This window comes from Ruegeria marisflavi (genome assembly GCF_025673445.1).
GTDB classification, from domain to species: Bacteria; Pseudomonadota; Alphaproteobacteria; order Rhodobacterales; family Rhodobacteraceae; genus Ruegeria_B; species Ruegeria_B marisflavi.
On record NZ_JAOVQN010000023.1, the window covers coordinates 1 to 26595 of the forward strand.

29 protein-coding genes and 1 tRNA gene are annotated in these 26595 nt (G+C 63.7%); 21 read left to right on the forward strand and 9 right to left on the reverse strand.

Annotated elements, in window-relative coordinates; translation table 11 throughout:
- Positions 1-232: hypothetical protein (locus OEZ49_RS18760; protein ID WP_263389737.1), on the forward strand; the 232-nt coding region annotated here is incomplete at its 5' end.
- Positions 233-466: 234 nt separating this feature from the next.
- Here OEZ49_RS18760 and OEZ49_RS18765 read toward each other — a convergent pair.
- Positions 467-542: transfer RNA gene (locus tag OEZ49_RS18765), tRNA-Ala, on the reverse strand.
- Between the two features lie 186 nt (positions 543-728).
- Positions 729-1052, reverse strand: coding sequence for a TIGR02300 family protein (locus OEZ49_RS18770; RefSeq protein ID WP_263389738.1), 324 nt, complete (start codon positions 1050-1052; stop codon positions 729-731).
- A 101-nt stretch (positions 1053-1153) separates the two neighbouring features.
- On the opposite strand from OEZ49_RS18770, the gene OEZ49_RS18775 reads away from it, so the two are divergent.
- The 7 genes from OEZ49_RS18775 (at position 1154) to OEZ49_RS18805 (ending at position 8276) form a co-directional block, all read left to right on the forward strand.
- Positions 1154-1834 (forward strand): M48 family metallopeptidase, encoded by a 681-nt coding sequence (locus OEZ49_RS18775; RefSeq protein WP_263389739.1) that lies wholly within the window; start codon positions 1154-1156, stop codon positions 1832-1834.
- 63 nt (positions 1835-1897) lie between these two features.
- Positions 1898-3760 (forward strand): adenylate/guanylate cyclase domain-containing protein, encoded by a 1863-nt coding sequence (locus OEZ49_RS18780; RefSeq protein ID WP_263389740.1) that lies wholly within the window; start codon positions 1898-1900, stop codon positions 3758-3760.
- 44 nt (positions 3761-3804) lie between these two features.
- Complete coding sequence (locus OEZ49_RS18785; protein ID WP_164129616.1) at positions 3805-4458, forward strand: GntR family transcriptional regulator; 654 nt, start codon at positions 3805-3807, stop codon at positions 4456-4458.
- 69 nt (positions 4459-4527) lie between these two features.
- Positions 4528-5541: an ABC transporter substrate-binding protein gene (locus tag OEZ49_RS18790; RefSeq protein WP_263389741.1), complete on the forward strand. Its 1014-nt coding sequence runs from the start codon at positions 4528-4530 to the stop codon at positions 5539-5541.
- A gap of 6 nt (positions 5542-5547) precedes the next feature.
- Complete coding sequence (locus tag OEZ49_RS18795; RefSeq protein WP_263389742.1) at positions 5548-6315, forward strand: ABC transporter ATP-binding protein; 768 nt, start codon at positions 5548-5550, stop codon at positions 6313-6315.
- Complete coding sequence (locus tag OEZ49_RS18800; RefSeq protein ID WP_164129622.1) at positions 6308-7096, forward strand: ABC transporter permease; 789 nt, start codon at positions 6308-6310, stop codon at positions 7094-7096. Before OEZ49_RS18795 ends, OEZ49_RS18800 begins: the two co-directional genes overlap by 8 nt.
- Positions 7097-7136: 40 nt before the next feature.
- Complete coding sequence (locus OEZ49_RS18805) at positions 7137-8276, forward strand: lytic murein transglycosylase (protein WP_263389743.1); 1140 nt, start codon at positions 7137-7139, stop codon at positions 8274-8276.
- A 94-nt stretch (positions 8277-8370) separates the two neighbouring features.
- Here the strand turns inward: OEZ49_RS18805 and OEZ49_RS18810 are convergent, their stop codons facing one another.
- Together OEZ49_RS18810 and OEZ49_RS18815 are read right to left on the reverse strand one after the other, a co-directional pair.
- The gene (locus OEZ49_RS18810) at positions 8371-9333 is read right to left on the reverse strand and encodes an acetyl-CoA carboxylase carboxyltransferase subunit alpha (RefSeq protein WP_263389744.1); all 963 of its coding nucleotides are present in this window, start codon (positions 9331-9333) and stop codon (positions 8371-8373) included.
- A gap of 88 nt (positions 9334-9421) precedes the next feature.
- Entirely contained in the window at positions 9422-10018 is a 597-nt protein-coding gene (locus OEZ49_RS18815) for a LysE family translocator (RefSeq protein WP_263389745.1), read from the reverse strand.
- Positions 10019-10090: 72 nt separating this feature from the next.
- On the opposite strand from OEZ49_RS18815, the gene OEZ49_RS18820 reads away from it, so the two are divergent.
- The gene (locus OEZ49_RS18820) at positions 10091-10543 is read left to right on the forward strand and encodes an Lrp/AsnC family transcriptional regulator (protein WP_263389746.1); all 453 of its coding nucleotides are present in this window, start codon (positions 10091-10093) and stop codon (positions 10541-10543) included.
- Positions 10544-10677: 134 nt separating this feature from the next.
- On the forward strand, positions 10678-11259 hold the full coding sequence (locus OEZ49_RS18825; protein ID WP_164129632.1) for a PA14 domain-containing protein: 582 nt from the start codon (positions 10678-10680) through the stop codon (positions 11257-11259).
- 14 nt (positions 11260-11273) lie between these two features.
- Here the strand turns inward: OEZ49_RS18825 and OEZ49_RS18830 are convergent, their stop codons facing one another.
- Together OEZ49_RS18830 and OEZ49_RS18835 are read right to left on the reverse strand one after the other, a co-directional pair.
- Positions 11274-11894 (reverse strand): hypothetical protein, encoded by a 621-nt coding sequence (locus tag OEZ49_RS18830; protein WP_263389747.1) that lies wholly within the window; start codon positions 11892-11894, stop codon positions 11274-11276.
- Positions 11895-11958: 64 nt separating this feature from the next.
- On the reverse strand, positions 11959-12921 hold the full coding sequence (locus tag OEZ49_RS18835) for an L-malyl-CoA/beta-methylmalyl-CoA lyase (RefSeq protein WP_164129636.1): 963 nt from the start codon (positions 12919-12921) through the stop codon (positions 11959-11961).
- Between the two features lie 297 nt (positions 12922-13218).
- Between OEZ49_RS18835 and dgcN the strand changes: the two genes are divergently transcribed.
- The 6 genes from dgcN (at position 13219) to OEZ49_RS18865 (ending at position 20172) form a co-directional block, all read left to right on the forward strand.
- Positions 13219-14220: an N-acetyltransferase DgcN gene (gene dgcN / locus OEZ49_RS18840; RefSeq protein WP_263389748.1), complete on the forward strand. Its 1002-nt coding sequence runs from the start codon at positions 13219-13221 to the stop codon at positions 14218-14220.
- Positions 14221-14299: 79 nt separating this feature from the next.
- On the forward strand, positions 14300-15265 hold the full coding sequence (dgcA, locus tag OEZ49_RS18845) for an N-acetyl-D-Glu racemase DgcA (protein WP_263389749.1): 966 nt from the start codon (positions 14300-14302) through the stop codon (positions 15263-15265).
- A 12-nt stretch (positions 15266-15277) separates the two neighbouring features.
- Positions 15278-16126 carry a DUF6544 family protein gene (locus OEZ49_RS18850; protein ID WP_263389750.1) on the forward strand — a complete coding sequence of 283 codons (849 nt, stop codon included), beginning with the start codon at positions 15278-15280 and terminating at the stop codon, positions 16124-16126.
- 50 nt (positions 16127-16176) lie between these two features.
- The gene (locus OEZ49_RS18855) at positions 16177-17037 is read left to right on the forward strand and encodes a D-amino-acid transaminase (RefSeq protein ID WP_263389751.1); all 861 of its coding nucleotides are present in this window, start codon (positions 16177-16179) and stop codon (positions 17035-17037) included.
- A 40-nt stretch (positions 17038-17077) separates the two neighbouring features.
- Positions 17078-18826 (forward strand): adenylate/guanylate cyclase domain-containing protein, encoded by a 1749-nt coding sequence (locus OEZ49_RS18860; protein ID WP_263389752.1) that lies wholly within the window; start codon positions 17078-17080, stop codon positions 18824-18826.
- A 152-nt stretch (positions 18827-18978) separates the two neighbouring features.
- Complete coding sequence (locus OEZ49_RS18865) at positions 18979-20172, forward strand: CaiB/BaiF CoA transferase family protein (RefSeq protein ID WP_263389753.1); 1194 nt, start codon at positions 18979-18981, stop codon at positions 20170-20172.
- On the opposite strand, the gene OEZ49_RS18870 is transcribed toward OEZ49_RS18865, so the two are convergent.
- Together OEZ49_RS18870 and OEZ49_RS18875 are read right to left on the reverse strand one after the other, a co-directional pair.
- On the reverse strand, positions 20156-20470 hold the full coding sequence (locus OEZ49_RS18870; protein ID WP_164129650.1) for a DUF1244 domain-containing protein: 315 nt from the start codon (positions 20468-20470) through the stop codon (positions 20156-20158). The two genes, OEZ49_RS18865 and OEZ49_RS18870, sit on opposite strands and share 17 nt — an antisense overlap.
- Before the next feature lie 67 nt (positions 20471-20537).
- Positions 20538-21275 carry an N-formylglutamate amidohydrolase gene (locus tag OEZ49_RS18875; RefSeq protein ID WP_263389754.1) on the reverse strand — a complete coding sequence of 246 codons (738 nt, stop codon included), beginning with the start codon at positions 21273-21275 and terminating at the stop codon, positions 20538-20540.
- 117 nt (positions 21276-21392) lie between these two features.
- Here OEZ49_RS18875 and pyk point away from each other — a divergent pair, with 117 nt between their 5' ends.
- The 5 genes from pyk to rplT all read left to right on the forward strand — a co-directional run bounded on the left by pyk (position 21393) and on the right by rplT (position 25184).
- Positions 21393-22838 carry a pyruvate kinase gene (pyk, locus tag OEZ49_RS18880; RefSeq protein ID WP_263389755.1) on the forward strand — a complete coding sequence of 482 codons (1446 nt, stop codon included), beginning with the start codon at positions 21393-21395 and terminating at the stop codon, positions 22836-22838.
- Between the two features lie 29 nt (positions 22839-22867).
- Complete coding sequence (locus OEZ49_RS18885; RefSeq protein WP_263389756.1) at positions 22868-23092, forward strand: hypothetical protein; 225 nt, start codon at positions 22868-22870, stop codon at positions 23090-23092.
- A 75-nt stretch (positions 23093-23167) separates the two neighbouring features.
- Positions 23168-24478 (forward strand): UDP-N-acetylglucosamine 1-carboxyvinyltransferase, encoded by a 1311-nt coding sequence (murA, locus tag OEZ49_RS18890; protein WP_263389757.1) that lies wholly within the window; start codon positions 23168-23170, stop codon positions 24476-24478.
- A 124-nt stretch (positions 24479-24602) separates the two neighbouring features.
- Positions 24603-24803 (forward strand): 50S ribosomal protein L35, encoded by a 201-nt coding sequence (gene rpmI, locus OEZ49_RS18895; protein ID WP_011049279.1) that lies wholly within the window; start codon positions 24603-24605, stop codon positions 24801-24803.
- A gap of 15 nt (positions 24804-24818) precedes the next feature.
- Positions 24819-25184 carry a 50S ribosomal protein L20 gene (gene rplT, locus OEZ49_RS18900; RefSeq protein WP_011049278.1) on the forward strand — a complete coding sequence of 122 codons (366 nt, stop codon included), beginning with the start codon at positions 24819-24821 and terminating at the stop codon, positions 25182-25184.
- Between the two features lie 131 nt (positions 25185-25315).
- Here the strand turns inward: rplT and OEZ49_RS18905 are convergent, their stop codons facing one another.
- The gene (locus tag OEZ49_RS18905) at positions 25316-26488 is read right to left on the reverse strand and encodes an adenylate/guanylate cyclase domain-containing protein (protein WP_263389758.1); all 1173 of its coding nucleotides are present in this window, start codon (positions 26486-26488) and stop codon (positions 25316-25318) included.
- Between the last annotated feature and the right edge of the window lie 107 nt (positions 26489-26595).

The following is a 26595-nucleotide window of genomic DNA, read 5'->3' on the forward strand; positions in this document are numbered from 1 at the left end:
GGGCAGCGTGTTCACATGGGTCAAATCTCGGTGGAAAATTATGGGGCTACCGGGTCACTTCTCAGCAAAAATCAACAACACACAGGATCAGATTGATACTTTGACGGACATCAACCGAAGGAAGGTTCTTTGTCCTTACTGCAAACTGGTAGACGCCAATATGGCGGGAAGGGTAAATTGCGTTTTCAACTTATCATCATCATCACACCGTCCGCACCGATACGGGCAGTGATTCTTCTTGCACAGATCGTCGGCGGTGCGTTGGTCGGTTGGCTGGCGGTTGCTTGGGCGATGTGGTGATTCTACCACGGCAAGCCCGACAGTCACACATAAGCCGCCACTCTCTAAGATTGCCCATATCGACCATGCTGTGGGCCGAAGTGCACCCCCAGCGCACCCCCACGGGGGTGCACCCCGAAATGCGCCCCGAGAGCGCTTCGTAAATTCTTGATTTTATGTGATTTTTTGGTGGAGCCTAGGGGAGTCGAACCCCTGACCTCTTGCATGCCATGCAAGCGCTCTCCCAACTGAGCTAAGGCCCCGATCCGGTCAGCGGCGATGCGGCCGCTGCGGTGAGGGTCGTTTAAGAGAGGCCGCCGGAGAGTGCAAGCCAAAAGTATGACTCTTTCCGGAAAATCTTGGCGCCCGGGTCCGGCGAGACATCCGCCTCCTGCACAAACGAAAAGGGCGGGTTTGAACCCGCCCTTTCGCCGTTCCGGAAGCCCGGATTATTCCTCGTCCGAGGACACGTCGGTGATGTCATCGAGCGAGACGTTATCCTCGTCGTCATCGTCCTCGAGGATATCGTCGTCGATGTCCATGTCGACATTGTCGTCATCATCATCGAGCACGATGTCATCATCATCCGTGTTCTGACGGGCCTTGCGCGAGGCGGCATCTTCGGCATCGGCCGCGATCATGCGGCCCTTGCCAAGATCCAACTCCACGACCTCGCCCGTATAGGGGCTGACGATCGGGTTCTTGTTCAGGTCATAAAACCGCTTGCCGGTGGTCGGGCAGACGCGCTTTACACCCCATTCTTCCTTGGGCATGTGAAATCCCCTTGATATCTGGTGAGTCGCAAAGACGATTCCGGCCTCGTGCCACATGAGGTTGGGCGTGTCAAAGCCTTTACGCCAAGGAGAGCGCGCTTATGGGGCAGCATCATCTTCCGGGCACACCTCCGGTGCCGCTGACGCTGAGACGGTCGGCGCGGGCGCGCCGCATCAGTTTGCGGATTTCCCAGCTGGATGGGCGGGTTACGCTGACCTTGCCGCGTGGCGTGGCCGAGCGCGAGGCGATCGATTTCGCCCGCAGCAAAGAAGACTGGATCCGCGAACACCTGGCGGCGCAACCTGATCGGTCTGTCCCGGTTCTGGGGGGCACGATCCCGATCGAGGGGGTGCCCACGCGAATCGAGGCAGCCGGAGGCGCACGTGTTCTGTGGCAGGCGGGCACGATCCGGGTCCCCGAAACCGCGCTGGCGGCGCGTTTGCACCGGTTCCTGCGGGAAATGGCGCGCGACCGGCTGGTGGCGGCCTGCGATTTCTATGCCGCCGAATTGGGGCGTCCCTATGCCCGGATCAGCCTGCGCGACACGCGGTCTCGGTGGGGGTCGTGTACCGCCGATGGCGGTCTGATGTTCTCGTGGCGCCTGATCCTGGCGCCGCCTTCGGTGTTGCGCTATGTCGCCGCGCACGAGGTGGCGCACCTGGCCGAGATGAACCATTCGCCCCGGTTCTGGGTCGAGGTGACGCGCATCCATGGTCCCTATGAGGCGCCGCGCCGCTGGCTGCGTGAGAATGGGGCCGAGCTGCACAGCTATCAGTTCTAAGCCAGTTGGTCGGCGGCGTGCGACTTGCTAAGATGTCCCATCGTAAAGGCAGTTGGGAATGGCATGACCGGACAGGAACAGCGACGGCTGGCCGCCATCATGATGCTGGATGTCGTCGGGTTTACCCGCCTGATGGGCGAGGATGAATCGGGGACACTGGCGCTGGTGCTGGATGCGCGCCGTTCCCATGTCGAACCGGCCCTGTCGCGGCATGGTGGACGGCTGGTCAAGCTGCTGGGCGATGGGGCGTTGGCCGAGTTTGCCAGCGTGACCGGCGCGCTGGATTGCGCCCGAGATATCCAGACCGGGATGCGAAACCATCCGCTGAAACTCAGGATCGGCATCAATCTGGGTGAGGTCATCGTCGAGGAAGACGATATCTATGGTGACGGGGTCAACGTTGCCTCGCGGATTGAGGGGCTGGCGCGTCCGGGCGGCATCGCAGTGTCACACAGCGTGTACGAACAGGCCCGGAGCCGGGGTGGATACCGGTTTGTCGATGGCGGCAAGCAAATGGTCAAGAACGTGGCCGAGCCGGTGGCCGTGTTTCACCTGTCGGCCGATGATAGCCAAGCCGAGGCGGTTCGGCCCGCCAGCAGTCCCCGGCGCCGCCGCTGGCTGCCGCTTGCCTTGGCCGCTTGCGTGGTCGTCGCCGGGGCGGTCTATGCCTTGCTGGTTGGCGACCTGCGTCTCTGGACCGACGATGCGCCGCCGCCGGTCGGTGCCCTGGTTGCCGAAGACCGGCCTTCGCTTGTTGTCCTGCCTTTTGAGAACCTGTCGGGCGATCCCGAGCAGACCTATTTCAGCGACGGGATGACCGACAATCTGATCAATGACCTTAGCCAGATCGGCGGCCTGCTGGTCATTGCCCGCAACACCAGCTTCTCGTTTCGCGACCGGCAAGAACCGATGGATGCCCGGACCGTGCACAAGGTTCTGGGTGTCCGCTATGTCGTCGAGGGCAGCGTGCAGCGCGCTGGCGATCATGTGCGTATCAATGCCAATCTGGTCGACGGGACGACCGGTTTTCAACTCTGGGCCGGGCGTCTGGATCGCGAGTTCAGCGACCTGTTCGCGTTGCAGGATCAGGTCGCCTCGCAGATCATCGACGCGCTCAGGATCGAATTGACGCAGGACCAGCAGCGGCGGTTGTCGAAACGCTATACCGACAATCTGAAAGCGTATGACCTGTTCCTGCGTGCGTGGGAGGAAGTCTGGCGGTTCAATGAAGAATCGCGCCAGATCGCCCAAGAGTTCCTGTGGTCCGCTCTGGCCATCGACCCTGACTTCGCGCTGGCCAAGGCCATCCTGGCAACGACCTACACCAATCGCACAGGTGTTTCTCTGACGATGAATGCCGAGTCGCTTGAGACCGCCTATCGGCTGGCGGGACAGGCGGTGGCCATCGACCCGGAATTGCCCGCTGTTCATGCCTCGCTCGGGTTGGTCCACATGTTCCGCCGCGAGTTCGAAAAGGCCGACGCCTCCTTCGCACGAGCAGTGGAGCTTGATCCGAACTACGCCGATGGTTTTGGCATGCAGGCGTGGAACTGGCACTATGCCGGCGATCCCGAACGGGCGCTCGCCGGGTTCGAATATGCCATGCGCCTGAACCCGCGGGCGCCGTTTCCCTACCTGAACGCAATCGCCGAGGTGCATTTCAGCCTTGGTAATCTCGAAGCCGCTTTGGAATGGAGCACCGAGGCGCTGGAAAGAAACCCCGAGGCGTTGCGTCAGCGCTTGTTGCAGGGTGCCATATTCGCCGAGATGGGTCAGATCGAGGATGCCGAATGGGAAGTGGTCGAGGCGCTCGCGCTTCAACCCGGGATCAGGGTAGCGAACCTGCCGGATATCTACCCTTATCGCGAGGGCGAAACCTTGATGCGCCTTGAACAGGCGCTGCGGAGTGCCGGTCTGCCCGGATGATCGGGTCGGGTTGACGCCGCTTGTGGATGTGATCACATGGTCCCATGCAAAGCCCACGCCCGACCGAACAGACCATTGCCGCCGCCGCCCATGACCGGGTCTATCGGACCCTGCGCACCCGTATCATGCATGGCGAGATGTCGCCGGGTCAGGCGCTGACCCTGCGCGGGATCGGCAAGGAGTTCGACGTCTCGATGACGCCTGCACGTGAGGCGGTGCGCAGGCTGGTGGCCGAAGGGGCGCTGTTCCTGTCCAGTTCGGGGCGGGTCTCGACGCCGGAACTTGGCAACGACCGGATAGAGGAACTGGCAGCGCTGCGCGCGCTCTTGGAAGTGGAGCTGGCCAGCCGCGCCCTGCCGCGCGCCCATATGGCGCTGATCGACCGGCTTCAGACCATCAACACCTCGGTGGCCGAGATGGTGTCGAAACGCGATGCCGTGGGTTACATCCGCACCAATCTGGAATTTCACCGCACGCTTTACCTGCGGGCGCAGGCCCCGGCGATGCTGGCCATGGCGGAAACCGTCTGGCTGCAACTGGGGCCGACGATGCGGGCGCTTTATGGCCGCTTGCGCCGCACCGACCCGCCGCAGTATCACAAGCTGATCATCGCAGCGCTGAGGGCGGGGGACGAACCCGGTCTGCGGCTGGCGGTCCGGACCGATGTCACCCAGGGTCTGCGCCTGCTGGTGACGTGACGACGCGCGGTTGCGCGCGGCTTTGGCTTGGTCTTAAGGTGAGAGCCATATTCAACGGGGAGAGACATCATGAGCACGTTTTCACGGCGCGGTGCGCTGGGGCTGATCGGTGGCGCCGCCACCCTGCCGATGCTGGGTACGCCAGCCCTGGCCAATACCAAGATGACGGTCGGCGCGTTGCGCTTCACCAGCCACGCGGCGTCCTTCGTCGCTTTTGAACGCGGTTATTTCACCGACGAGGGGCTGGACGTCGAATTCAAGTTCTTCGAGGCGGCCCAGCCGATGGCGGTGGCAATCGCAAGCGGTGACGCCGATTATGCGGTGACCGCAATCACCGGCGGCCTGATCAGCCTGGCCGAAAAAGGCGCGGCCAAGGTCATCGGCGGCGCGCTGAGCGAGGAAAAGGGCATCGACGGCCAAATGATCCTGGCCTCGAACGCGGCTTTTGACGCGGGGCTGACCAGCGCCGCCGCGCTGGATGGGCGTAGCTTTGCGGTGACACAGCCGGGCTCGTCTTTCCACTATATGGGCGCCAAGATCGCGGCGGCCGAGGGGGCGTCGGTCAAGTTCACGCCGCTGCAAAAAGTGGGGGCGATCATCGGCGCGATGAAATCGGGACAGGTCGATGCGTGGACCATCGTGCCCCATATCGGCAAGGCGCTGTCGGGAGGCGGTGCCGTGAAACATATCGGCATGGTTGCCGATTACCTGCCTGATTATCAGGTCACCACCGTGTTTACCTCGGCCACCAATGCATCCGGTGAACGGGCGCAGACCGAGGCGTTCCTGCGCGCCTTTTCGCGCGGGGCGGCGGATTTCAACGCGGCCCTGGTGGACAAGACCGCCGGTGACGAGGCCGGGGTCGAGATGGTCAAGCTGGTGCACAAATATGTCTATGCCGACCAGCCCTTCGAGAAGGCAGAGAAATCCATCCGCAACGGCGCGATGCGCCTGAACAAGGATTCAGCCCTGAACATGGGTTCGGTCGAGGATCAGCTGGGCTGGTTCAAGTCCGAAGGTTTGGTCAAGGACAGCATCACCACCGAGGTGCTGGTCGACGGCTCTTATGTGCCGATGATCTGACGGCACATGGAACTTGCGGTTCGCGGTCTGACCCATCGCTATGGCGACATGGTGGTGCTGGACGATGTCTCGCTGCATATTCCGGCGGGCGAGATCCTGTGCGTGGTCGGTCCGTCGGGCTGCGGCAAGTCCACGCTGCTGAGGATGCTGGGTGGGTTGGAACAACCCGATTGGGGCGAGGTTCTGCAAGGCGGCACCCCGCCCGAGGGCTGTCTGAACCCGCTGACCTATGTGTTCCAGGATTTTGCCCTGCTGCCCTGGCGCAGCGTGGCGGGCAATATCTCCTTGGTGCTCGAAGATCACCGCCTGCCGGGAGACCAAGCGCGCGCGATCATCGAGGATGTGCTGGCCCGCACCCGGCTGTCGGATTTCCACGATGCGCTGCCCCGGCAATTGTCGGGGGGTATGAAACAGCGGGTCGCCATTGCCCGCGCGCTGGCGGTCAATCCGGCGGTGATGCTGCTGGACGAGCCGCTTTCGGCGCTGGACGCGCAGACGCGCGAGCTGTTGATGGAGGATCTGGTGGCCCTGTGGGAGCGGCAGCCCTTTACCGGCGTTTATGTCACCCACAACCTGGCCGAGGCGGTGCGCCTGGGCCATCGCATCGCGGTACTGTCGCGTCGCCCGGGGCGCGTGCGCGAAGTGATCGAGGTGCCGGGGCCGCTGTCTGAACGGCATGCAGGGGATGCGGGGCTGGAGGCGATTCAGGCCCATCTCTGGGCGCTGATGCGGGACGAGGCGATGGCCGCCGATCTGGAGTTGCTGGATGCCTGAGATCAGGGTTCCCTTTCGCGGCGGCGGCTTCCGCCCCGAGGCGCGGCGCGGCACCGGCATTGCGGTGTTTCTGCTGCTGCTCTTCCTGATCGAATGGGGCACGCGGACAGGCTGGATTTCCAACCTGACCCTGCCGCGCCCCTCGGACGTGGCCACGACACTGGGTGATCTGGCCCGGTCCGGCGCGCTCTGGACGCATCTTCTGCCGTCACTCAGCCGGTTGGCGGTGGGGTCGGTGCTGGGCATCAGCGCGGGCGTCGGTGTGGGCGTGATGATTGGGCTTTTTTCCTATATCCGGGCCGGGCTGGTGCCGCTGGTGGCGGCGATCTTCCCGATCCCGAAAATTGCCCTGCTGCCTCTGTTCGTGATCTGGTTCGGCATCGACGAAGGGTCGAAATACGCGCTCATCGCGCTGGGCACATTCACGCCCACGGTGGTGGCCACCTATGGCGCGGTCGACAATGTCGACCGGGGGCTCATTCGCATGGGGCAGAGCTTTGGCCTGGGCTGGTGGTCTATCGTGCGCAAGATCGTGCTGCCCGGCGCGCTGCCCGGCATCCTGTCCGGGCTGCGGGTGTCGCTGGCCATCGGCATCATCCTGCTGGTCGCAGCCGAGATGCTGGGCGCCGAACACGGGATCGGCGCCTATATCCTGCAAGCGGGCGCGCTTTATGATCTTGAGCGGCTTTTTGCCGGTGTGGTCATTCTGTCCTGCCTCGGCGTGCTGACCAGCTGGGCCATCGGCAAAATCGAGAAACGCTTGCTGGTCTGGCGCAGCTGATCGCGGTATCCTGCCGCAAAACAAACGAGCAGGATTCACCATGATTGATCGTCGCTTATTTACTTTCGGCTTGGGGGCGCTGACGCTTTCGGCCTGTGGCGGGGCCACGACCGCGCCTACCGCCGCACCGGCGGAAAACTGGCCCACCGTGCCCAACGCTGGCTGGAACGCCTGGGTCACCTCTTTCAAGGGGCGGGCCTCGGCACAGGGCATTTCCGCCTCAACCCTCGACAGCGCGTTTCGCGGGGCCGGCTATATCCCCAAGGTGATCGAGCGGGACCGCAACCAGACCGAGTTCAAACGCTCGCTGGAGGATTACCTGGCCATCGCTGCCTCGGACGAGCGGATCGCCACCGGCAAACAGATGCTAGCCCGGCATGGCGCGCTCTTGAACCGGATCGAGCAACGTTACGGGGTCGACAAGGCGGTTGTGACCGCCATCTGGGGGCTGGAGAGCCGCTATGGCACCCGGCGCGGCGATGTGCCGATCGTGTCGGCCCTGTCGACGCTGGCCTATGACGGGCGGCGCGGCGCGTTTTTCGAAAAACAGCTGATCGCGGCGATGAAGATCCTGCAAAACGGCGATACGTCACCCCGCAACATGACCGGAAGCTGGGCGGGCGCGATGGGCCATACGCAGTTCATCCCGACCTCGTACCTGGCCTATGCGGTGGATTTCACCGGCGACGGGCGGCGCGACATCTGGTCCGAGGACCCGACCGACGCGCTGGCCTCGACCGCCGCCTATCTGGCCAATGCGGGCTGGGTGCGCGGCCAGCCCTGGGGCGGCGAGGTCGGCTCTGCCGCCGCCAATTCGGGCACGCCGCTGGCCGTGCTGCAACCGCAGGTGCCGGGGCCGAAAATCGCGGTGTTCAAGAATTTCAACGTGATCAAGCGCTACAACAACTCGGACAGCTACGCCATCGGCGTAGGCCACCTGTCGGACCGGCTCAAGGGCGGTGGAGCGTTCAAGGCCTCTTTCGGGCCGGATGAGACCGGCCTGACGCTGGAGGAGCGCAAGGAGTTGCAGACCCGCCTGACTGCGGCCGGGTACGACACCGGCGGCGCGGATGGTGTCATCGGCGGCAAGAGCACGGCCGCGATTTCCGACTATCAGCGCGCCAAGGGGCTGCCGGTCACCGGCGAACCCTCGGCCGAGCTGCTGCGAATGCTGCGCTAGGCGGAACGGGGCGGGGGCGCTGCCCCCGTCGCCCGATGGGCGACTCCCCCGGAGTATTTCAGGCGAAATGAAAGGGCGCGCGTAGCGCCTTTTCTTATGCGGCCAGCCCCTTGGATCCAAGGTTCAGGAATTTCTGGCGGCGGTCCTTGATCAGCGCGGCGCTGTCCTTGCCGTCGAGGTCCTTGAGCATCGCGGTAATGGCGTCGCCCACCGCATCCATGGCCTTGCGCTTGTCGCGATGGGCGCCGCCGCGCGGTTCCGCGATCACCCGGTCGATCACGCCCAGTTTCAGCAGATCCTGTGCGGTGAGGCGCAGCGCCACGGCGGCCTCTCGCATCTTTTCAGCATTCTTCCACAGGATCGAGGCGCAGCCTTCGGGCGAGATTACCGAGTAGATCGAGTGTTCGAGCATCGCCACACGGTTGGCGGTGGCAAAGGCCACGGCCCCGCCCGAGCCGCCCTCGCCGATCACCACCGAGACCAGCGGCACGCCGATCTTGAGACACATTTCGGTCGAGCGGGCGATTGCCTCGGACTGGCCGCGTTCCTCGGCGCCCTTGCCGGGATAGGCCCCGGCGGTGTCGATCAGGGTCACCACCGGCAGGCCAAAGCGGCTTGCCATTTCCATTAGGCGGACCGCCTTGCGGTACCCTTCGGGCCGGGCCATGCCAAAGTTATGGGCGATGCGCGACTTGGTGTCCGAGCCTTTTTCGTGGCCGATCACCATCACCGGGCGGTCCTTGAACCGGGCCAGACCGCCCATCACCGCAAGGTCGTCGGCGAAATTGCGGTCACCGGCGAGCGGTGTGTACTCGGTGAACAGTTTCTCGATGTAATCGCGGCAATGCGGGCGGTCAGGATGCCGGGCCACCTGGCATTTGCGCCACGGGGTGAGGTCCTTGTAGAGCTCGTCAAGCAATTTGGTGGCCTTGGCATCCAGCGCGGCGGCCTCTTCGGCCACGTCCATCTCGGCATTTGCCCGGGCCAAGGCGCGCAGCTCCTCGGCCTTGCCTTCGATCTCGGCCAGCGGTTTTTCGAAATCCAGGTACTGGGTCATGGTGCCCTCTCGTCGCGGCGTTTCACGCTATATGACCCCAGGGCGCGCCGGATGCAACTCGGCAGGTGCAGCGCGCGCGCCGTTCCGGTCAGCCGGGGAAAAGTACGGGATAGAGCGAGCCGACCAGCAAAAGGGCCATGGACCGGTTGAACATGGTCAATCGGCGCGGGTTGGTCAGGATGCGCGCCATTTGCTGACCCAGCACCGTCCAGGTGCTGACCGAGGGCAGGTTGACCGCGCCAAAAATCATGGCAACCAGCAGCACGGCCGGCAGGGTCTGGCCCGGCGCATAGGCCGCGATCGCGGTGAGCGCCATTGCCCAGGCTTTGGGGTTGACCCACTGGAAAGCCGCGGCCTGCCAAAAAGTCATCGGACGTCCGGCGGCGTTGCCCGCCCGCGCCGGTGCGGCATTGGCGATTTTCCATGCAAGCCACAGCAGATAGAGCACCGAGAACGCCTTGAGCACAGTATAGCTGGGCGGCCAGGCGTCAAAGACCTGCACCAGCCCAACCCCGACCATCAGCACCATGAAGGTAAATCCCAGCCCGATCCCCAGCATATGCGGGATGGTGCGGCGGAACCCGAAGTTGGCCCCCGAAGCCATCAGCATAAGGTTGTTCGGCCCCGGTGTGATCGAGGAGACGAAGGCAAACAGGACAAGCGCGATCAGGATGTCATGGGTCATACGCAAAATCTCTTTCTGAAATCGCAAAATGAAATTGCGTTGTTGCGAAAATTTTACCAAATTGAACAATGAATGGTCAGAATTGACGAAATAAACCGCAAGATATTGCGTGAATTGACTCGCGATGGCCGGATCAGCAATCTCGACCTGGCGTCGAAGGTGGGTCTGTCACCCTCGGCCTGTCTTCGCCGGGTGCAGGATCTGGAGCGCGCTGGTGTGATCGCCGGGTATCGGGCGGTGCTCAATCCCACGGCTTTGGGGCTGGGGTTTGTCGCCTATATCGGTGTGGGCCTCAGCGAGCATACCAAGGCGGCGCAGGAATCCTTTGAACGCGCGGTCGCGCGCGCGCGCGAAGTGGTGGAATGCCACAACATCACTGGAACCATCGAATACCTGCTGCGGGTCGAATGCACCGATCTGCCCGGTTACAAAACCTTTCATACCGACGTGCTGGGCACGCTGCCGCATGTAAACTCGATCACCACCTATGTGGTCATGGGATCGCCCAAGGACATGCGGGCGTGATCCCGCAAGGCGAAAGGCCGGATGCACGCGCCCCTTGCGGCACGAAAAATTGAACCCTAGGCTGATCACGATTTAGTGGCGCGAAAACGGCGGGCAAGACCGGCGCGACATTCGAACAACCGGGAGACCATGACATGAAATCCATCTGGATCGGCGCGATTGCTGGGCTTGGCCTGACACTTGCCAGCGCCCTGTCGGCGGCGCCGCTCAAATTGCAACCGGCCAATCCGCAGCCGGGCGGGCTCAAGGGCGGGCTGTCGGTGAGCTATGGCTATGCCAAGGAAGGCGAGCATATCAAATACTTGTCGGATGCGCGGAGCGTGTTGAAGTCCGGGGCGCAACGCGGCAAGGCGCTGCGGGGGCTCGATTATCGCGACACCAGCAAGGGCGAGAATACACTGACATCGAATCGCGACGAAAACGTCGCGGCGGCGATCCGAGGCTATATCAAGTTCGACCGGCCCGGTGTCTATGAGATCGACTTTTTCACCAACGACGGGATCGATGCGCGAATCGGCGGTCAGCGTGTTGGCCTGTTTGACGGTCGTCAGACTTGCGACAGCACCATCGTGTCCGAGGTCGAGGTGCCGCAGGCGGGCTGGTACAAGGTCGACATCACCTATTTCAACCGGCTCAATACCTCGTGCCTGATGATGCGCTGGGGGCAAAAGGGCAAGGGAATGAAATGGGTGCCCAACAATGTGTTCGGTCACTGACCGGACACATCCGCCTATGCCAAAGGCAGGCCCAACGCAGCCCTGAGCGCCAACTCCGGCGAGGACAGCACCGGCATGGACGCGTGGGTGAACCCTGCGGCCCCTGCCATTGAGGCTTGCGCAAGCGCGACACAGGCGGTGTCAGGCCAAAGCGCCAGCTCGGCCTCGATCCGCGCGGCGATGGCGCGCGCAAACCCGTCGCTGTCCCCCGCTGTGAAGATCGGCCAGAGGTCGGGCAGCGCCAATGTGCGATAGCGCGGGGATCGGCCCTCCTGTCGAAACGCCTCACGCAGGAGCTCGCCTGACGGGACCTCCGTGCTTTCCAAGCAGAACACCAGCAAGACCTCTCCACCGCAGCGGGCCGCCGTCTGCATCATCGGCCAGTCGATCCGGATCGCGCCCGTCTCTGCCGCGACAGCGCCGATCGTGGTGCAGGTGCACAGGCTGCTGGGGGCGGCCCCGATTGTGTGGGTGATCTCGGCGGCGAGATCCTTGCCGATACCATCCTGCGCCCGCGCCAGCCAGTCCGGCCGCACCACATGGGTAAGTCGCGTATCGGGTGCGATCCGCGCGGCGAGTGCGTCAAAGGTGCGGCAATGCACCTCGGCGGTGTGGAACAGGGTTAGGTCTGTCATGCGGTCCTCTGCAAACCAAAAAGGGCGCCCTTTGGACGCCCTTTGCAAGTGGATTTGCGGTGCGTCAGCCGTTGGCGGCAATCATCTCGGCCTGGCGGACGATGACCTCGGCCTGCTTGATCGAGGCGATGTCGACCAGACGGCCCTTGTAGACGGTCGCGCCTTCACCATTGGCCTTGGCGGTTTCCATTGCGGCCAGGATTTCGCGTGCCTCGGTCACCTTGGCGTCCGACGGGGTAAAGACCTGGTTGGCCAGCGCGATCTGCTTGGGGTGGATCGCCCATTTGCCGACCATGCCCAGCGTCGCCGAGCGGCGCGCCTGCGCGATGAAACCCTCGTCGTCCGAGAAATCGCCAAACGGCCCGTCCACCGGCAGGATGCCATGGGTGCGGCATGCGGCGACGATGGCGGCCTGCGCCCAGTGCCACGGGTCGGACCAGTATTTCGCGCCCTCGCGCAGCATATAGTAATCTTCCTGCGTGCCGCCGATGCCGGTGGTCTGCATGCCCATAGAGGCGGCGAAATCCGCCGCGCCCAGGCTCATCGCCTGCAAACGCGGGCTGGCAGCGGCGATTTCTTCGACATGGGCGATACCGGCGGCGGATTCGATGATCACCTCCAGGCTGATCGGCTTGGTCCGGCCCATTGCACGCTCGATCGCTGTGACCAGCGCATCGACGGCATAGACATCGGCGGCGCAACCCACCTTGGGGATCATGATCTGGTCCAGCCGGTCGCCGGCCTGCTCCAGCACGTCGACCACGTCGCGGTACCAATAGGGCGTGTCCAGTCCGTTGATCCGCACCGACATGTGCTTGTTGCCCCAATCCACGGTGTTCAGCGCCTCGATCACGTTGGCGCGGGCAAACTCCTTGTCACTGGGTGCGACCGAGTCCTCGAGATCAAGGTTGATCACATCCGCCGCCGAGGCCGCCATCTTGGCAAACAGCTTGGTGTTCGAGCCGGGCCCGAACAACTGGCAGCGATTGGGGCGCGCGGGCGCGGCGGGCTGGATGCGGAAACTCATGGCTGGACCTTTCCGGGGGTAATGAAATTACGATTTCTTTGCCCCATGAGGTATTAAATTGCGCACCCCTGCGCAAGCGCCTTTGTGCAGTCGCAGCATTGCGTGCGCGAAATCTTCGCTCTTGCAGAGAGAATTGCTGATGAATGTTTAATCAGTTTGAAAACTTCGAAGAATTTTGCGAACTCTCGCCATTTCACGCAAGAATCGTCCAATCGGCCCAAGGCTGGCGGATGAGAACGCAAGATGCTCGTTGCCCGGGGCCATTAGTCTACCTCGGAATCAAAGGAGTGCACCGCAATGATTGAAACCCCGTATCTGCTGTTTCTGGGCGATGCCCCCGACCAACTGGCCGCCAAGGTGGCGCAGGGCATCAAGGACTGGAGGCCCGAGAACGCCGTGGGTCAATTCCGGATGGAAGGCTGCAAAGCCGACCTGGGATTGACCGACATGGACCTGGTCGAGGCCCGCGAGGCTGGCGCGAAGACGCTGGTGATCGGCGTTGCCAACCGCGGCGGGGTGATCAGCCAGGACTGGAAAAAGGTGCTGGTCATGGCGTTGGAAGAGGGGTTCGACCTGGCCTCGGGCCTGCACAACCTGCTGCGCGACGAACCCGACCTGGTTGCCGTCGCCGAGGCCTGTGGCCGCAAGCTGCACGATGTGCGCATCCCCTCGGTCAAGTACCCGATCGCCAATGGCGTCAAGCGCAAGGGCAAGCGTTGCCTGGCCGTGGGCACCGACTGTTCGGTGGGCAAGATGTACACCGCGCTGGCGATGGATGCCGAGATGCGCGAACGCGGCATGAAGTCGACCTTCCGCGCGACCGGTCAGACCGGCATCCTGATCACCGGCGACGGCGTGCCCTTGGACGCGGTGATCGCCGATTTCATGGCCGGGTCCATCGAGTGGCTGACACCGGACAATGACGAGGATCACTGGGACCTGATCGAAGGGCAGGGCAGCCTGTTCCACGTCTCTTACTCCGGCGTGACGCTGGCGCTGGTGCATGGGGGCCAGCCCGACGCGCTGGTGCTGTGCCATGAGCCGACCCGCGCCCATATGCGCGGCCTGCCCGGCTATCAGCTGCCGTCGCTGGAGGCGGTGCGCGATACCGCGCTGGCGCTGGCCAAGGTCGGCAACCCGGACTGCCAGGTGATCGGCGTATCGGTCAACACCCAGCACATGGGCGAGGAAGAGGCACGCGCCTATCTTGCCAAGGTCGAAGCCGACATGGGTCTGCCCGCGACCGATCCGTTCCGCTTTGGCGCGGGCAAGCTGGTGGACGCGCTGGCCGCAGTGTGATCTGAACGACCCGCCGGAGGCCGACGACAGGTGCCTCCGGTGGGAGTATTTGAGGCAAAGTGAAAAAGGAACGGGCGGTATGCAGATCGAGGTGACGCGCGACGTATTCCGGCTGGCGCAGGTGTTCACCATCTCGCGCGGGTCGCGGACCGAGGCCAAGGTTTTGACAGTGCAGGTGTCCGACGGCGCCCATCAGGGCTGGGGCGAATGCGTTCCTTATGCCCGTTATGACGAAACACTGGAATCGGTCGAAGCGCAGATCGCGGGGCTGCCCTCAGATATCACTCGCGCCGCGCTGATGGATCTGTTGCCCGCAGGGGCCGCACGCAACGCGGTTGACTGCGCGCTTTGGGATCTGGAGAGCAAGCGCGCGGGCAAGCGGGCGTGGGAGATGGCGGGCCTGCCGGTTCCGGGGCCCGAGATCACTGCCTATACCCTGTCGCTCGACACGCCCGAGGCGATGCGGGCGCAGGCGCAGAAGAACGCGCACCGTCCCTTGCTGAAGATCAAGCTGGGCACCCCCGACGACATGCCGCGACTGGAAGCGGTGCGGGCGGGCGCGCCGGGTGCCAAGATCATCATCGACGCCAACGAAGGCTGGTCGGCCGAGGTCTATGCCGACCTGGCGCCGCATCTGGTGCGGCTGGGCGTGGCGCTGGTCGAACAACCGCTGCCGGCCGGGCAGGACGAGGCGCTAATCGGCATGAATCGCCCGGTACCCGTCTGTGCCGACGAGAGCTGTCACGACCGGGCCAGCCTGCCCAAGCTCAAGGGCAAGTATGACGTGGTCAACATCAAGCTCGACAAGACCGGCGGGCTGACCGAGGCGCTGGAACTGCGCCGCGCCGCCTTGGCCGAGGGCTATGACATCATGGTGGGCTGCATGGTCGGCTCTTCTCTGGCGATGGCGCCCGCGACGCTGGTGGCGCAGGGCGCGCTGGTCACCGATCTTGACGGTCCGCTGTTGCTGGCCGAGGATCGCGAGACTCCGCTTGAATTCGATGCGGCGGGCGTGCATCCGCCCAGTGCGGCCCTCTGGGGCTGAGGCGCGCGGGCAATGGCGGCCTGGGCCATCGGACTGGCGGGCGCGTGTCTTGCCTGTCTGGCTGCCCTTGCGCTGTGGCGCCGCCGCGATCTGCGCGCGGACGAGGGCGAGGCACAGCGCCTTGCCCGTTTTCAGCCCGACGCGCCCGAACGGTTCGACCCGCAGATCGTGGCCGATTTGCCAGAGCCTGCACGCCGGTTTTTTCACTGGGCTATTGCGCCCGGCGCGGAGCTCTTCACGGTTGCCGAGTTAGAGATGCAGGGCCAGTTCGGCATGGGGGACAAGGCGCGCCCCGGCTACATGCCGATGACCGCCCGACAGACCCTTGCCAGCCCGCATGGTTTTGTCTGGTCCATGCGGGCCGGGCGCGGCCTGCGTCGGTTGTCGGGCTCGGATTCCGGCAGCTGGACCCGGTTCTGGCTGGCCGAGCTGGTACCGGTCGCGCGCTATGGCGGCACGCCCGATCATAGTCGCTCGGCCTTTGGCCGCTACGCCGCCGAGGCGGTGATGTGGACACCGGCCGCGGTCCTGCCGCGCCAAGGCGTCACCTGGACAGGCTTTGACGAGAATACGGCCCGCGTGACCATCGAGCATCTGGGGATAGAGCGAGCGATCGACCTGACCGTGGATGCCGCAGGCGCGCCGGTGCAAATCGCCTTTGCGCGCTGGAGCAATGCAAACCCCGAAGGCGTTTGGCGCGAACAGCCGTTCGGGGCCTTTCTTTCCAATGGCCGAAACTTCCACGGCATCCGCATCCCGACCCATGTCGAGGCCGGAAATCACTTCGGAACCGATGCCTGGTTCCCGTTTTTTGTTGTCGATGTCACCGACCTGAACTTTCCGCAGCTTGGCCGGACTTGACGCAGACCCCTAATCGCCGCAAGACGCGGCATGTCCTAAAGGAGCCACATATGACCCGTACCGTTTACGTTAATGGCGAATACCTGCCCGAGACCGAGGCCAAGGTTTCCATCTTCGACCGCGGCTTTCTGATGGCGGATGCGGTTTACGAGGTGACCAGCGTTCTGGATGGCAAGCTGATCGATTTCGAGGGCCACGCCGTGCGCCTGAAACGCTCGCTGGACGAGTTGGACATGGCCGAACCCTGCACCAAGGAAGAGCTGCTGGACATCCACCGCAAGCTGGTTGAACTGAACGGCATCGACGAGGGGCTGGTCTATCTCCAGGTCAGCCGCGGATCGGATGGCGACCGGGATTTTGTGTTCCCTTCGGCCGATACCCCGCCGACGCTGGTGTTGTTCACCCAGAACAAGCCCGGCCTGGCCGACAATCCGGCGGCCAAGAAAGGCGCCAAGATCATCTCGATCGAGGATATCCGCTGGGGGCGCCGCGACATCAAGACGGTGCAGCTGCTTTACCCCTCGATAGGTAAGATGATGGCCAAGAAGGCCGGGTGCGACGACGCCTGGCTGGTCGAAGACGGTTTTGTGACCGAGGGCACCTCGAACAACGCCTATTTCGTCAAGGCAGGCAAGATCGTGACCCGGCCGCTGTCCAACAACATCCTGCATGGCATCACTCGCAAGGCGGTGATGCGCCTGGCCAAAGAGGCACAGATGGAGGTCGAGGAGCGGCTGTTCACCATCGACGAGGCAAAAGCGGCGGACGAGGCGTTCACCACTTCGGCCAGCGCCTTTGTCATGCCGGTGGTCGAGATCGACGGCGTCGCGCTGGGCGATGGTACCCCTGGCCCCATCGCCCGCCGCCTGCGCGAGATCTACATCGACGAGGCGCGCAAGACGGCGATCTAAGGCGCTTTGAATCAGCGGCGCGCAGCCCTATCATCGTGCTATGGAACGTCGACTTGCCGCCATCCTGATCGCCGATTTCGTCGGGTCGACTGCGTTTTTGCAGGCTGACGAGGAAGGTGCGCTTGTGCGTATCTCCTCTGTGCTTGGCATAGCGCGGGAGTGTATCGAACAGGCTGGTGGTCGTGTCTTCAACACGGCGGGCGATTCCGTGCTGGCCGAGTTCCGCAGCCCGGTCAGCGCATTGCGCGCCGCCATCGAAACCCGTGCCCGTCTCGGTGGAGGTGGTGAACACACAGCCGAAGACATGCGGTTTGGTCTGCATGTCGCCGACGTGGTTGCGGATGGAGACGATCTGAAGGGCGAAGGCGTGAACGTGGCCGCACGATTGCAGGCCACGGCCGATCCTGGAGCCATAGACGTTTCGGAAACGCTGTTTACCCACGTGGTCAAGGTTTCACCCTGCAAGTTCGACACGCTGGAACCGCGCCACCTGAAAGGTATCGCCGAACCTGTACAGGTTTATCGTGTGTCGCAAAGTGCGGATCGCCATGTCTATCAGATTGCACCGACCCGCGATGAACCCGCCGTTGCACCGCGCCCGAACTCGGTGGCGGTGCTGCCCTTTCGGGTTACAACAGGCGCGGACGAGGATCAGGCTTTTCTGGCCGATGGTCTCACCGACGATCTGATTCACGAACTCAGCCTGATCCGTCCTCTCTTTGTCAGTTCGCGCACAGCAAGCCATGCGGTTGACACCAACGACCCGATCGTCGTTGGTCAGCGTCTTGGCGTGCGCTATGTCCTGTCGGGCACCATTCGCAAGTTTGGCGATCGGGTCCGCCTGTCGATCGAGTTGAGCGGCACCCGGAACGGCGAACTGATCTGGAGCGAACGCATCCAGCGTCCGTTCAATGAACTGCTGGATGCGATGGAAGAAATCGCCGCACGGGTCGCTGCAACCGTATCGGGCCGTATCGATCATGCGGAAATCGGCGCGGCCCGACAGAAGCGACCCGAGAACATGTCCGCCTACGAATTCTATCTGCGCGGCCTCGAAGAGCATCGGCTGAGCGGCATCTACAACAGCCATGCCCGTCAGGCGATCAGTTGGTTCCGCAAGGCGCAACAGGCCGATCCCGGGTTTGCCCGCCCCTTGGCGATGGAGGTTTGCGCCTGGTCTTACCTGCCCGATTTCGACCTCGGCCAGTCCGAGAAACTGCTGCTGCGGGCGCTCGAACTGGATCCTTCGGATCCCGAGTTGCACCGCATTCTGGGTATCGTTCTGATCAAGAGGCATCGCGACTATGCGAGCAGCCGCCGCCATCATGAAAAGGCTTTGGAACTGGCGCCGAACGACGCCTATATCGTGGGTCGTTGCGCGGCCTTCTTCACCTTCGCTGGCGAACCCGAACGGGCGTTTGGTTTGCTGGATCGGGCCGAGGGCCTGGACCCGTACCTGCCGGTCTGGGTGGTCGAAGAGCGGATCGCGGCGCTTTACGCACTGGGCCGGTTCGAAGAAGTCAACCGCGCGGCGCTGGACCTTCCGTTTCAGACCCGACGTACCCGGTGTTACCGGGCCGCAGCCCGGGTCGCTCGGGGTGATATCGAACGGGCTCGGATTCTGATCGGCGAAGCCTTGACCGACGACCCGTCGCTGTCCATCGAATATGTCCGTTCGCAGGAGCTGTACGAAAACCAGGACCGGATGGAATGCCTTGTCGATCGCCTTCGTCAGGCCGGTTTGCCAGACAATCCGCAGAACATTGCAGGTCCGGTAGCGTTGCAATAGCGACCGCTGGTCGAGAAGCCTTGCCGATCCGAAGTCGAGGCTTCGGCGGCAGCAGGCGCCGATATGGTCCGGAAACGACGCGGAAATGACGCCGGTGACCATGCCGGCGCGTTGCAGGACCGACAGGCTGGTTGCAGACCAGTGGAGGCACGATGCGACCGTTCGAGGGTATCCGGGTTCTTGATCTGACCCATGTGTTCGCTGGCCCGTTCTGCACCTATCAACTGGCGGTGCTCGGGGCCGAAGTGATCAAGATCGAGCCGGTGGACCGGCCTGACATGACAAGGGCCGAAGGCGCCGATCCGGCGCTGAACGCCGCTGGCATGGGGTTGGTGTTTCAGGCGCAAGGGGGTGGCAAGCGGACCCTTGCGCTGGACCTGAAATCCGGCGCCGGGCGGGAAGTCTTTGACCGCCTCGTACAGACGGCCGACGTGGTGGTGCAGAACTACACCGCGCATGCGGTCGTGGCGCTGGGTCTGGAGTACGGTCGTCTGTCGGTGCTGAAACCGGATCTGATCTATTGCGCGATCTCAGGCTATGGCGCGACCGGGGACAAGGCAGCGCATCCCGCGTATGACGTGGTGATACAGGCGTTTACCGGTGTGATGGCCGCCAATGGCGAGGCCGACAGCCCGCCGGTGCGCATTGGCCCGGCGGTGATCGACTATGGCACCGGTGCGCAGGCCGCGCTGGCGATATCGGCGGCGCTGTTTGCCCGGGCGCAGACCGGGCAGGGGCGGCGGATCGACGTGGCGATGAGCGATTGCGCGCTGATGCTGATGAACTCCAGCACCTTTGGCACGCTGTCCAGCGGTGCCGCCCCGCGTCCCTTTGGCAACCGCGATCCCAATCTGGCCGGTTACGCGGCTTATGAAACCGCCAAAGGCACGCTGATGATCGGTGCCTATACCAATGCCCAGATGGCTGGCCTGATGCAGGCTGTCGGTGCGCCAGAGGCCGCGGCCGAAATCGAGGCCACTCCGCGCGACAAGATTGCAGCGCGGCGGGACAGCGACGCCTCACTGCTAGCGAAGGTGCTAAGAACTCGCACCGCGGCCGAATGGGAGGAGTTGCTGAACGCGCATCACGTTCCGACGGCGCGGGTCCGTGACCTGAAACAGGCGCTGGACGAGCCGCAATTCGCCACACGTGGCGTGGTGCAGGTGCGGGACGGGCAGCCCTTTACCGTGGCCGGGTTTCTCTATGACCACGGCGGGCCGGAACTGAGCAGCCCACCGCGTGCCCATGGGCAGGATAGCCGGGCGGTTCTGGGCGAGTTGGGCATTGGCGAGGCAGAGTTCGACAGCCTCGCCGCGCAGGGCGTCGTGTTCAGCCCTTGTCGGTGACGTTTTCCTTGAACGCCACTTCGAATGCTGCCTGTTTCTCGGCGCTGGCCTCGGTTTGATACTTGGCCTTCCACTCGGCCATGGTCATGCCGTAGTAGATCTCGCGCGCCTCTTCCTTGCCCATCTCGATGCCCTTGGCATTGGCCGCCTCCTGGTACCAGCGCGCCAGGCAGTTGCGGCAGAACCCGGCCATGTTCATCAGGTCGATGTTCTGCACGTCGGTGCGGTCCTGCATCAGGTGCTGTTGCAGGCGGCGAAAGGCAGCGGCCTGAATCTCGATCTCGGTTTGCTGATCCATTGGAACTCTCCTCGATTGATACAGCAGAGGTAGCAACCGCACCGGGCGGCGACAACCTCGCCCGTGTTCAAAGCCCGCTGTCGACCAGTGCCCGTTCCAGGATCGGCGCCAGCCGGTCTGCCCAGGCGCGTTGGCCGTCATGCTCGCCGATCAGGTCGTTGCGGATCTCGATCAGGGCATTGGGGCGGCCGAAGGCGGTGCAATGCTTGTCGATGGCATCGCCCGGCAGGACGCCGGAATAGGGCTCGTTGACGCCGACGCAGAGGTCATCCTCGGCCCTGAGCTGTGCCACCAGCGGGCGCGACAGGCGCTCGTCTTCAGTATGCAGGATGCCGATGTGCCAGGGGCGCGGGTCGCGCCCGCGCAATTGCCGGGTGAACGAATGCATCGAAACGATCACTGTGGCCGGCCGCGCGGCCAGCCGCGCAAGGGCATCGTGATAGGGCCGGTAACACATATTCAGCCGCCGTTCCCGCTCGGCCGCGTCCGCATGGCGGTTGCCGGGAATGATCGAGCCGTCATAGAGCTTCATCAGCAGGGTCGGATCGTCCTCGCCCCGGTTCGGGTCGATCACCAGACGCGAGAAATTGGCCGCGATCACCGGAGCATCCAGCAGCTCGCCCAGATGGCGCGATACCTCATAGGCACCCACGTCATAGGCGATGTGACGCTCCATGTCCTCGCGCGCCAGCCCCAGGTCGCCGCCGCAGATTTCGGGGGGCACGAGGTTGGTCGCATGATCGCAGGTGATCAGCCAGCGGGAGGGGCGATCTTCGCCGTGCACAAAAAACGGGGTGTAAGTCATGGGCCTGTCATCTAGTTTGTCGCAGGTGTAGGGCAGTTGCCTGCAAAAGGGAATTGGGCCATAACGGGCCTGCTGTATGTTTGCGGTAACAATTTTGAGGCAAAGGAGTTGTGGGGCATGCGTCGCCTGAGAAAAGTAAAGATCGTGGCAACGCTGGGACCGGCGTCGGACACTTACGAGATGATCCGTGCCCTGCACGAGGCGGGCGCCGACGTGTTCCGCCTGAACATGAGCCACGGCACTCATGACGAGATTCGCGCCAAGCACGAGATCATCCGCCGGGTGGAAAAGGACCTCGATAGCCCGATTGCCATCCTGGCCGATCTTCAGGGCCCCAAGCTGCGGGTCGGCACCTTTGAGAATGGGTCCGAGGATCTGGCCGAAGGCGCGGCCTTCCGGCTCGACCTCGATCCGGCGTCGGGCGATGCGGCGCGTGTCTGTCTGCCCCATCCCGAGATTTTCCAGGCGTTGGAGGCCGGGTCACACCTGCTGGTCAATGACGGCAAGATCCGCCTCAAGGTTCTGGAGTGCGGCCCCGACTTCGCCGATTGCACCGTCATCACTGGCGGCACCATTTCGAACCGCAAGGGCGTGAACGTGCCTGACGTCGTGCTGCCGCTGGCGGCACTGTCGGAAAAGGACCGCGACGACCTGGAATTTGCCTGCCAACTCGGCGTTGACTGGCTGGCGCTCAGCTTTGTGCAGCGCGCCCGCGACGTGTTCGAGGCGCGCACGCTGGCCGATGGACGCGCCGCGATCCTGTCGAAGATCGAGAAACCCGCCGCGGTCGAGGAGTTTGACGCCATCCTCGATGCCTCGGACGGGATCATGGTGGCGCGCGGTGACCTGGGGGTGGAACTGCCGGTCGCGGCGGTGCCGCCCATCCAGAAACGGCTGGTGCGCCGCTGCCGCGCCGCCGCAAAGCCGGTTATCGTGGCCACCCAGATGCTGGAAAGCATGATCGAAAGCCCGATGCCCACCCGGGCCGAGGTGTCGGACGTGGCCACCGCCATTTACGAGGGTACAGACGCCATTATGCTCAGCGCCGAATCCGCCGCAGGTCACTATCCGATCGAGGCGGTGCGGACCATGGACAAGGTCGCCATCGAGGTCGAGGCCGACCCCACCTATACCCAGATCATCGCGGCCTCGCGCACGGCCAAGGGCAGCACCATCGCCGACGGGATCGTCGCTGCTGCCCGCGAGATCGCGGAAAAGACCGATATCAAGGCAATCTGCTGTTTCACCCAATCGGGGAACACCGCTTTGCTGACCGCGCGGGAAAGACCGGGCGTGCCGATCATCGCCATGACTTCGCTTCTGGACACGGCCCGCAGGCTCTGCCTCAGTTGGGGTTGCCATTGCGTGATCACCCCGGAACTGGAGCGGTTCAAGGGCGCCGTGGTCAATGCCGCGCGCGCGGCGCGGGCAGGCGGGTTCGCGTCGGAAAAGGATCAGATCGTGGTGACGGCGGGGGTGCCCTTCAACGTGCCGGGAACCACCAACATCCTGCGTGTCGCGCCCTGTGACGAGCGTTTGATCTACAACACCGACCCGGGTTAACCTGAGGCTGACCGAGGGAGGAAGGGATCATGGACGCAGACTCGCTCTTTGTCGCAGGTCTGGTGCTTGCGGCCATTTCCATCCCGGCCGCGGTAACGGCCTATAGCGAAGGGCGCCGCCCGGTTTTCGGGGTGGTTTCGATGGTGGTCTCCGCTGGCATGATGATCTACGCCAGTCGCTTGCGCCCAGGTGGCTATGCGCTGGACGACATCCCCGAGGTTTTCTTTGGCGTTGTTGCCCGGATGATACCTTGAAATCAGCACCGAGCGTCTTTTCACCTGGCGGCGCGCCTGCTAGGGCGGGCAAATAACAAGGCAGGAGCATCAGGCATGGCTGTATCGCACCCAAAGGAGCGGATCGAATACATCGTCGAAGGCGGGCGGCGCCTGTCCGGAACGATCTCGCCGTCGGGCAACAAGAACGCGGCGCTGCCCATCGTCGCCGCAGCCCTGCTGACCGAACATCCGGTGATCCTTACCAACGTGCCCCGCATCCGCGATGTCGAGGCGCTGGTCACCCTGATCCGCTCGGTCGGGGCCGAGGCCGAGTGGACCGACCGTAATGCCCTGCGCATCCATGCCAGGGAATTGCGCCCGGCCGCACTCGATCCCGATCTGTGCTCGCGCATCCGCGCCTCAATCCTGCTGGCTGGCCCGATGTTGGCACGCTGCGGTCAGATCACCCTGCCGCCGCCGGGCGGCGACGTGATTGGACGCCGCCGCATCGACACGCACTTCCTGGCGCTGCGCCAGCTTGGTGCCGAGATCGAACTGAACGACGCCTATGTGCTGACCGCGCGCAATCTGGTGGGTGCTGATGTCTTCCTCGATGAACCCTCGGTCACGGGTACCGAAAACGCGCTCTGTGCCGCAGTGGCTGCGCGCGGCACCACCGTGCTGCGCAACTGCGCATCCGAACCGCATGTGCAGGATCTGGCCCATTTCCTGATAGCCATGGGGGCCGAGATCGAAGGCATCGGCACCAACTGCATGACCATTCACGGCGGTCACAGCCTTGGCGCTGTCGAACACCGGATCGGGCCGGACCATATCGAGGTAGGCTCACTCATCGGTCTCGCTGCCGTCACCCGCTCTGATCTGCGCATCGCGGGCGCGGGGGTAGAGCATCTCCGCTCGACCCTGATGGGGTTCGAACGCCTGGGCATCCGCTGCATCACCGAGGGGGGCGACCTCTTGATCCCGGCGAACCAGGAGATGCGCATCGTTCCCGATTTCGGCGGCCACGTGCCCAAGATCGAGGACCAGCCCTGGCCCGCCTTTCCGGCCGACACCATGTCTATCGCCATCGTCACCGCCACCCAGTGTGACGGCATGGTCCTGATGTTCGAGAAGATGTTCGAATCGCGGATGTTCTTCGTCGACAAGCTGATCGCCATGGGCGCCCGCATCGTGCTGTGCGACCCGCATCGGGCTGTGGTCTCGGGCCCGGCAAAGCTGCGCGCTGCCCGGATGGAGAGCCCCGATATCCGGGCTGGCATGGCCATGCTGATCGCCGCCATGGGGGCCGAGGGCACCTCGATCATCAACAACGCCCAGCAGATCGAACGCGGATACGAGCGGATCGACGAGCGGCTGAACGCGCTGGGCGCCCGGATCACCCGCAACCCGCCGCGCGACTGAGGGCCTGCGGCCAAAAAGGGCTTGCCTCGCCCCCGCTTTCTGCGTAAACGGCGCCTCTATTCGCGCGACCGGCCGGTGTGGCATGCCGAGTCGCGCGCAAACCGAACCCAAAAAGGAGACGGAAATGCCCAAGATGAAGACCAAGTCGAGCGCCAAGAAGCGCTTCAAGGTGACCGCAACGGGTAAAGTCATGGCAGGTCAGGCCGGCAAACGCCACGGCATGATCAAGCGCACGACCAAGTTCATCCGCGACGCCCGTGGCACCACCACCCTGTCCGCCCCCGACGCCAAGATCGTCAAGGGCTACATGCCCTACGATCGCTAAGAGGAGATTTGAGAGATGTCCCGCGTTAAAGGTGGAACCGTAACCCACGCCCGTCACAAGAAAGTTCTCAAGGCTGCCAAAGGTTACTATGGCCGCCGCAAGAGCTCGTTCAAGGTGGCGACCCAGGCCGTCGACAAGGCCAACCAGTATGCAACCCGTGACCGCAAGGCGCGCAAGCGGAACTTCCGCGCGCTGTGGATCCAGCGGATCAACGCCGCCGTGCGCAGCCATGACGAGGCGCTGACCTATTCGCGCTTCATCAACGGCCTGAACCTGGCCGGCATTGAAGTGGACCGCAAGGTCCTGGCCGACCTGGCCGTGCACGAGCCCGAAGCCTTCGGCGCCATCGTCGCCCAGGCCCAGGCCGCGCTGGCCGCCTGATACCTCGCATCAGACGAGAGACAGTGAAGGAAAGGCCGCCCCTCGGGGCGGTCTTTTCGTTTTCGGAGAAGGGTGGCTCATCTCGGCGGCCGCCGGTTCCGGCCTTCAAGCCGCGAAAGCGTAGCCATGCCTCAAGAGGCGGTTTCGACAAGACCGAAGATCTCAACCGGATCCTTCAGTCCGCGTACCGCATGCCGACCCCGCGAAACGAACAGGTCGCTTGCATGCCGCGCCACCGACGACGTGGCCAGAACCGGGGCGCCGACGGTCTTGGTCAATCCCTCGACCCGGCTGGCGACATTGACCGCTCCGCCAAGCACAGTGAAATCCAGCCTGCCCTGGCTGCCGATATTGCCATAACTGACCTGACCGGCATTCAGACCGATGCCGACTTCCAGCGCCCGCTTGCCCTCGGCGCCGCGCCGCCCGTTCAACACGGCGAGCCCGGCAAGCACAGCCTGCGCTGCCAGAGCGGATTGGCGGCATCGCTCGGCCGTTTCCGCAGAACCAGAGATCGGGAAGACCGACAGAACACCATCACCCATGAACTTGAGCACATCACCGCCGTTTTCCTCAACGGATTGCACGACCACTTCGAAATAGCCGTCTAGCGCGTCGAATACGTCCTGCTCGCTTTGCGTATCGGAAAAGGCCGTGAACCCCCGTAGATCGGAAAACATGATGACGGCCTCAAGCGTGCTGCGTTCACTGCGCTTGATGGCGCCGTTCCAGACCGCCTTGGAGGGGCCATCGCCCAGATATGTGCGCAACAGGCTCTGGGTGGACTTGCGCATGGTGATCGGCTCCAGCGCCGAGGACAGTCCCGGCTTTACCGCCTCGATCAGGGCCAGATGCTCGGGTGAAAACCCATCCTCGACCCGCGTCGCAAAGGTGCAGCCGTGCTGCGAACCGTCTCCATAGTCGAGCAAGGTTGCATAGTAGTCCGTCCCGCCCTCGGCTGCGAACTCCAGGTACGAGACATGGTCGCGCGCCGGGTCCAGGTCGCGCAGGCTTTTGTGCAGGGGGCGCTGGTTTTCCAGAATGTATTCAAACGCGCTGCCGATATACCCGTCGGTCAGCATCCGCGCATGTGTCACATCATAGACCTCGGTCCCGTCCGGCGTCCAAACCACGCCCCAGGCGATCAGCAAGGGATTGGCAAAGCGTTGGCCTATGTTCACGCGCCAGAGCGGGACACCGGCAGCGACCAGCGTCGCGCAGAAATGCGAGACAATTCCGACCGGATCACCCGAGCGGCGCCCGGTCGTCATCATCCAATTGTTGAGTGCGGCAGCCGCTTCCATCACCTCTGACTATCTCACGGCGAGATTGAAGCAAAGCCTCATCGGCGCGGCACAGTATGACGTCGACATCAGGCTCGCGGATGTCGTAACCCGTGTTGCCCCGCTGG

What these genes read in the sequence shown, in the direction of transcription:
- OEZ49_RS18770 (WP_263389738.1), bottom strand. Translation starts at nt 1,052, where the DNA reads ATGCCCAAGGAAGAATGGGGTGTAAAGCGCGTCTGCCCGACCACCGGC.
- OEZ49_RS18775 (WP_263389739.1), top strand. Translation starts at nt 1,154, where the DNA reads ATGGGGCAGCATCATCTTCCGGGCACACCTCCGGTGCCGCTGACGCTG.
- OEZ49_RS18780 (WP_263389740.1), top strand. Translation starts at nt 1,898, where the DNA reads ATGACCGGACAGGAACAGCGACGGCTGGCCGCCATCATGATGCTGGAT.
- OEZ49_RS18785 (WP_164129616.1), top strand. Translation starts at nt 3,805, where the DNA reads ATGCAAAGCCCACGCCCGACCGAACAGACCATTGCCGCCGCCGCCCAT.
- OEZ49_RS18790 (WP_263389741.1), top strand. Translation starts at nt 4,528, where the DNA reads ATGAGCACGTTTTCACGGCGCGGTGCGCTGGGGCTGATCGGTGGCGCC.
- OEZ49_RS18795 (WP_263389742.1), top strand. Translation starts at nt 5,548, where the DNA reads ATGGAACTTGCGGTTCGCGGTCTGACCCATCGCTATGGCGACATGGTG.
- OEZ49_RS18800 (WP_164129622.1), top strand. Translation starts at nt 6,308, where the DNA reads ATGCCTGAGATCAGGGTTCCCTTTCGCGGCGGCGGCTTCCGCCCCGAG.
- OEZ49_RS18805 (WP_263389743.1), top strand. Translation starts at nt 7,137, where the DNA reads ATGATTGATCGTCGCTTATTTACTTTCGGCTTGGGGGCGCTGACGCTT.
- OEZ49_RS18810 (WP_263389744.1), bottom strand. Translation starts at nt 9,333, where the DNA reads ATGACCCAGTACCTGGATTTCGAAAAACCGCTGGCCGAGATCGAAGGC.
- OEZ49_RS18815 (WP_263389745.1), bottom strand. Translation starts at nt 10,018, where the DNA reads ATGACCCATGACATCCTGATCGCGCTTGTCCTGTTTGCCTTCGTCTCC.
- OEZ49_RS18820 (WP_263389746.1), top strand. Translation starts at nt 10,091, where the DNA reads ATGGTCAGAATTGACGAAATAAACCGCAAGATATTGCGTGAATTGACT.
- OEZ49_RS18825 (WP_164129632.1), top strand. Translation starts at nt 10,678, where the DNA reads ATGAAATCCATCTGGATCGGCGCGATTGCTGGGCTTGGCCTGACACTT.
- OEZ49_RS18830 (WP_263389747.1), bottom strand. Translation starts at nt 11,894, where the DNA reads ATGACAGACCTAACCCTGTTCCACACCGCCGAGGTGCATTGCCGCACC.
- OEZ49_RS18835 (WP_164129636.1), bottom strand. Translation starts at nt 12,921, where the DNA reads ATGAGTTTCCGCATCCAGCCCGCCGCGCCCGCGCGCCCCAATCGCTGC.
- dgcN (WP_263389748.1), top strand. Translation starts at nt 13,219, where the DNA reads ATGATTGAAACCCCGTATCTGCTGTTTCTGGGCGATGCCCCCGACCAA.
- dgcA (WP_263389749.1), top strand. Translation starts at nt 14,300, where the DNA reads ATGCAGATCGAGGTGACGCGCGACGTATTCCGGCTGGCGCAGGTGTTC.
- OEZ49_RS18850 (WP_263389750.1), top strand. Translation starts at nt 15,278, where the DNA reads ATGGCGGCCTGGGCCATCGGACTGGCGGGCGCGTGTCTTGCCTGTCTG.
- OEZ49_RS18855 (WP_263389751.1), top strand. Translation starts at nt 16,177, where the DNA reads ATGACCCGTACCGTTTACGTTAATGGCGAATACCTGCCCGAGACCGAG.
- OEZ49_RS18860 (WP_263389752.1), top strand. Translation starts at nt 17,078, where the DNA reads ATGGAACGTCGACTTGCCGCCATCCTGATCGCCGATTTCGTCGGGTCG.
- OEZ49_RS18865 (WP_263389753.1), top strand. Translation starts at nt 18,979, where the DNA reads ATGCGACCGTTCGAGGGTATCCGGGTTCTTGATCTGACCCATGTGTTC.
- OEZ49_RS18870 (WP_164129650.1), bottom strand. Translation starts at nt 20,470, where the DNA reads ATGGATCAGCAAACCGAGATCGAGATTCAGGCCGCTGCCTTTCGCCGC.
- OEZ49_RS18875 (WP_263389754.1), bottom strand. Translation starts at nt 21,275, where the DNA reads ATGACTTACACCCCGTTTTTTGTGCACGGCGAAGATCGCCCCTCCCGC.
- pyk (WP_263389755.1), top strand. Translation starts at nt 21,393, where the DNA reads ATGCGTCGCCTGAGAAAAGTAAAGATCGTGGCAACGCTGGGACCGGCG.
- OEZ49_RS18885 (WP_263389756.1), top strand. Translation starts at nt 22,868, where the DNA reads ATGGACGCAGACTCGCTCTTTGTCGCAGGTCTGGTGCTTGCGGCCATT.
- murA (WP_263389757.1), top strand. Translation starts at nt 23,168, where the DNA reads ATGGCTGTATCGCACCCAAAGGAGCGGATCGAATACATCGTCGAAGGC.
- rpmI (WP_011049279.1), top strand. Translation starts at nt 24,603, where the DNA reads ATGCCCAAGATGAAGACCAAGTCGAGCGCCAAGAAGCGCTTCAAGGTG.
- rplT (WP_011049278.1), top strand. Translation starts at nt 24,819, where the DNA reads ATGTCCCGCGTTAAAGGTGGAACCGTAACCCACGCCCGTCACAAGAAA.
- OEZ49_RS18905 (WP_263389758.1), bottom strand. Translation starts at nt 26,488, where the DNA reads ATGGAAGCGGCTGCCGCACTCAACAATTGGATGATGACGACCGGGCGC.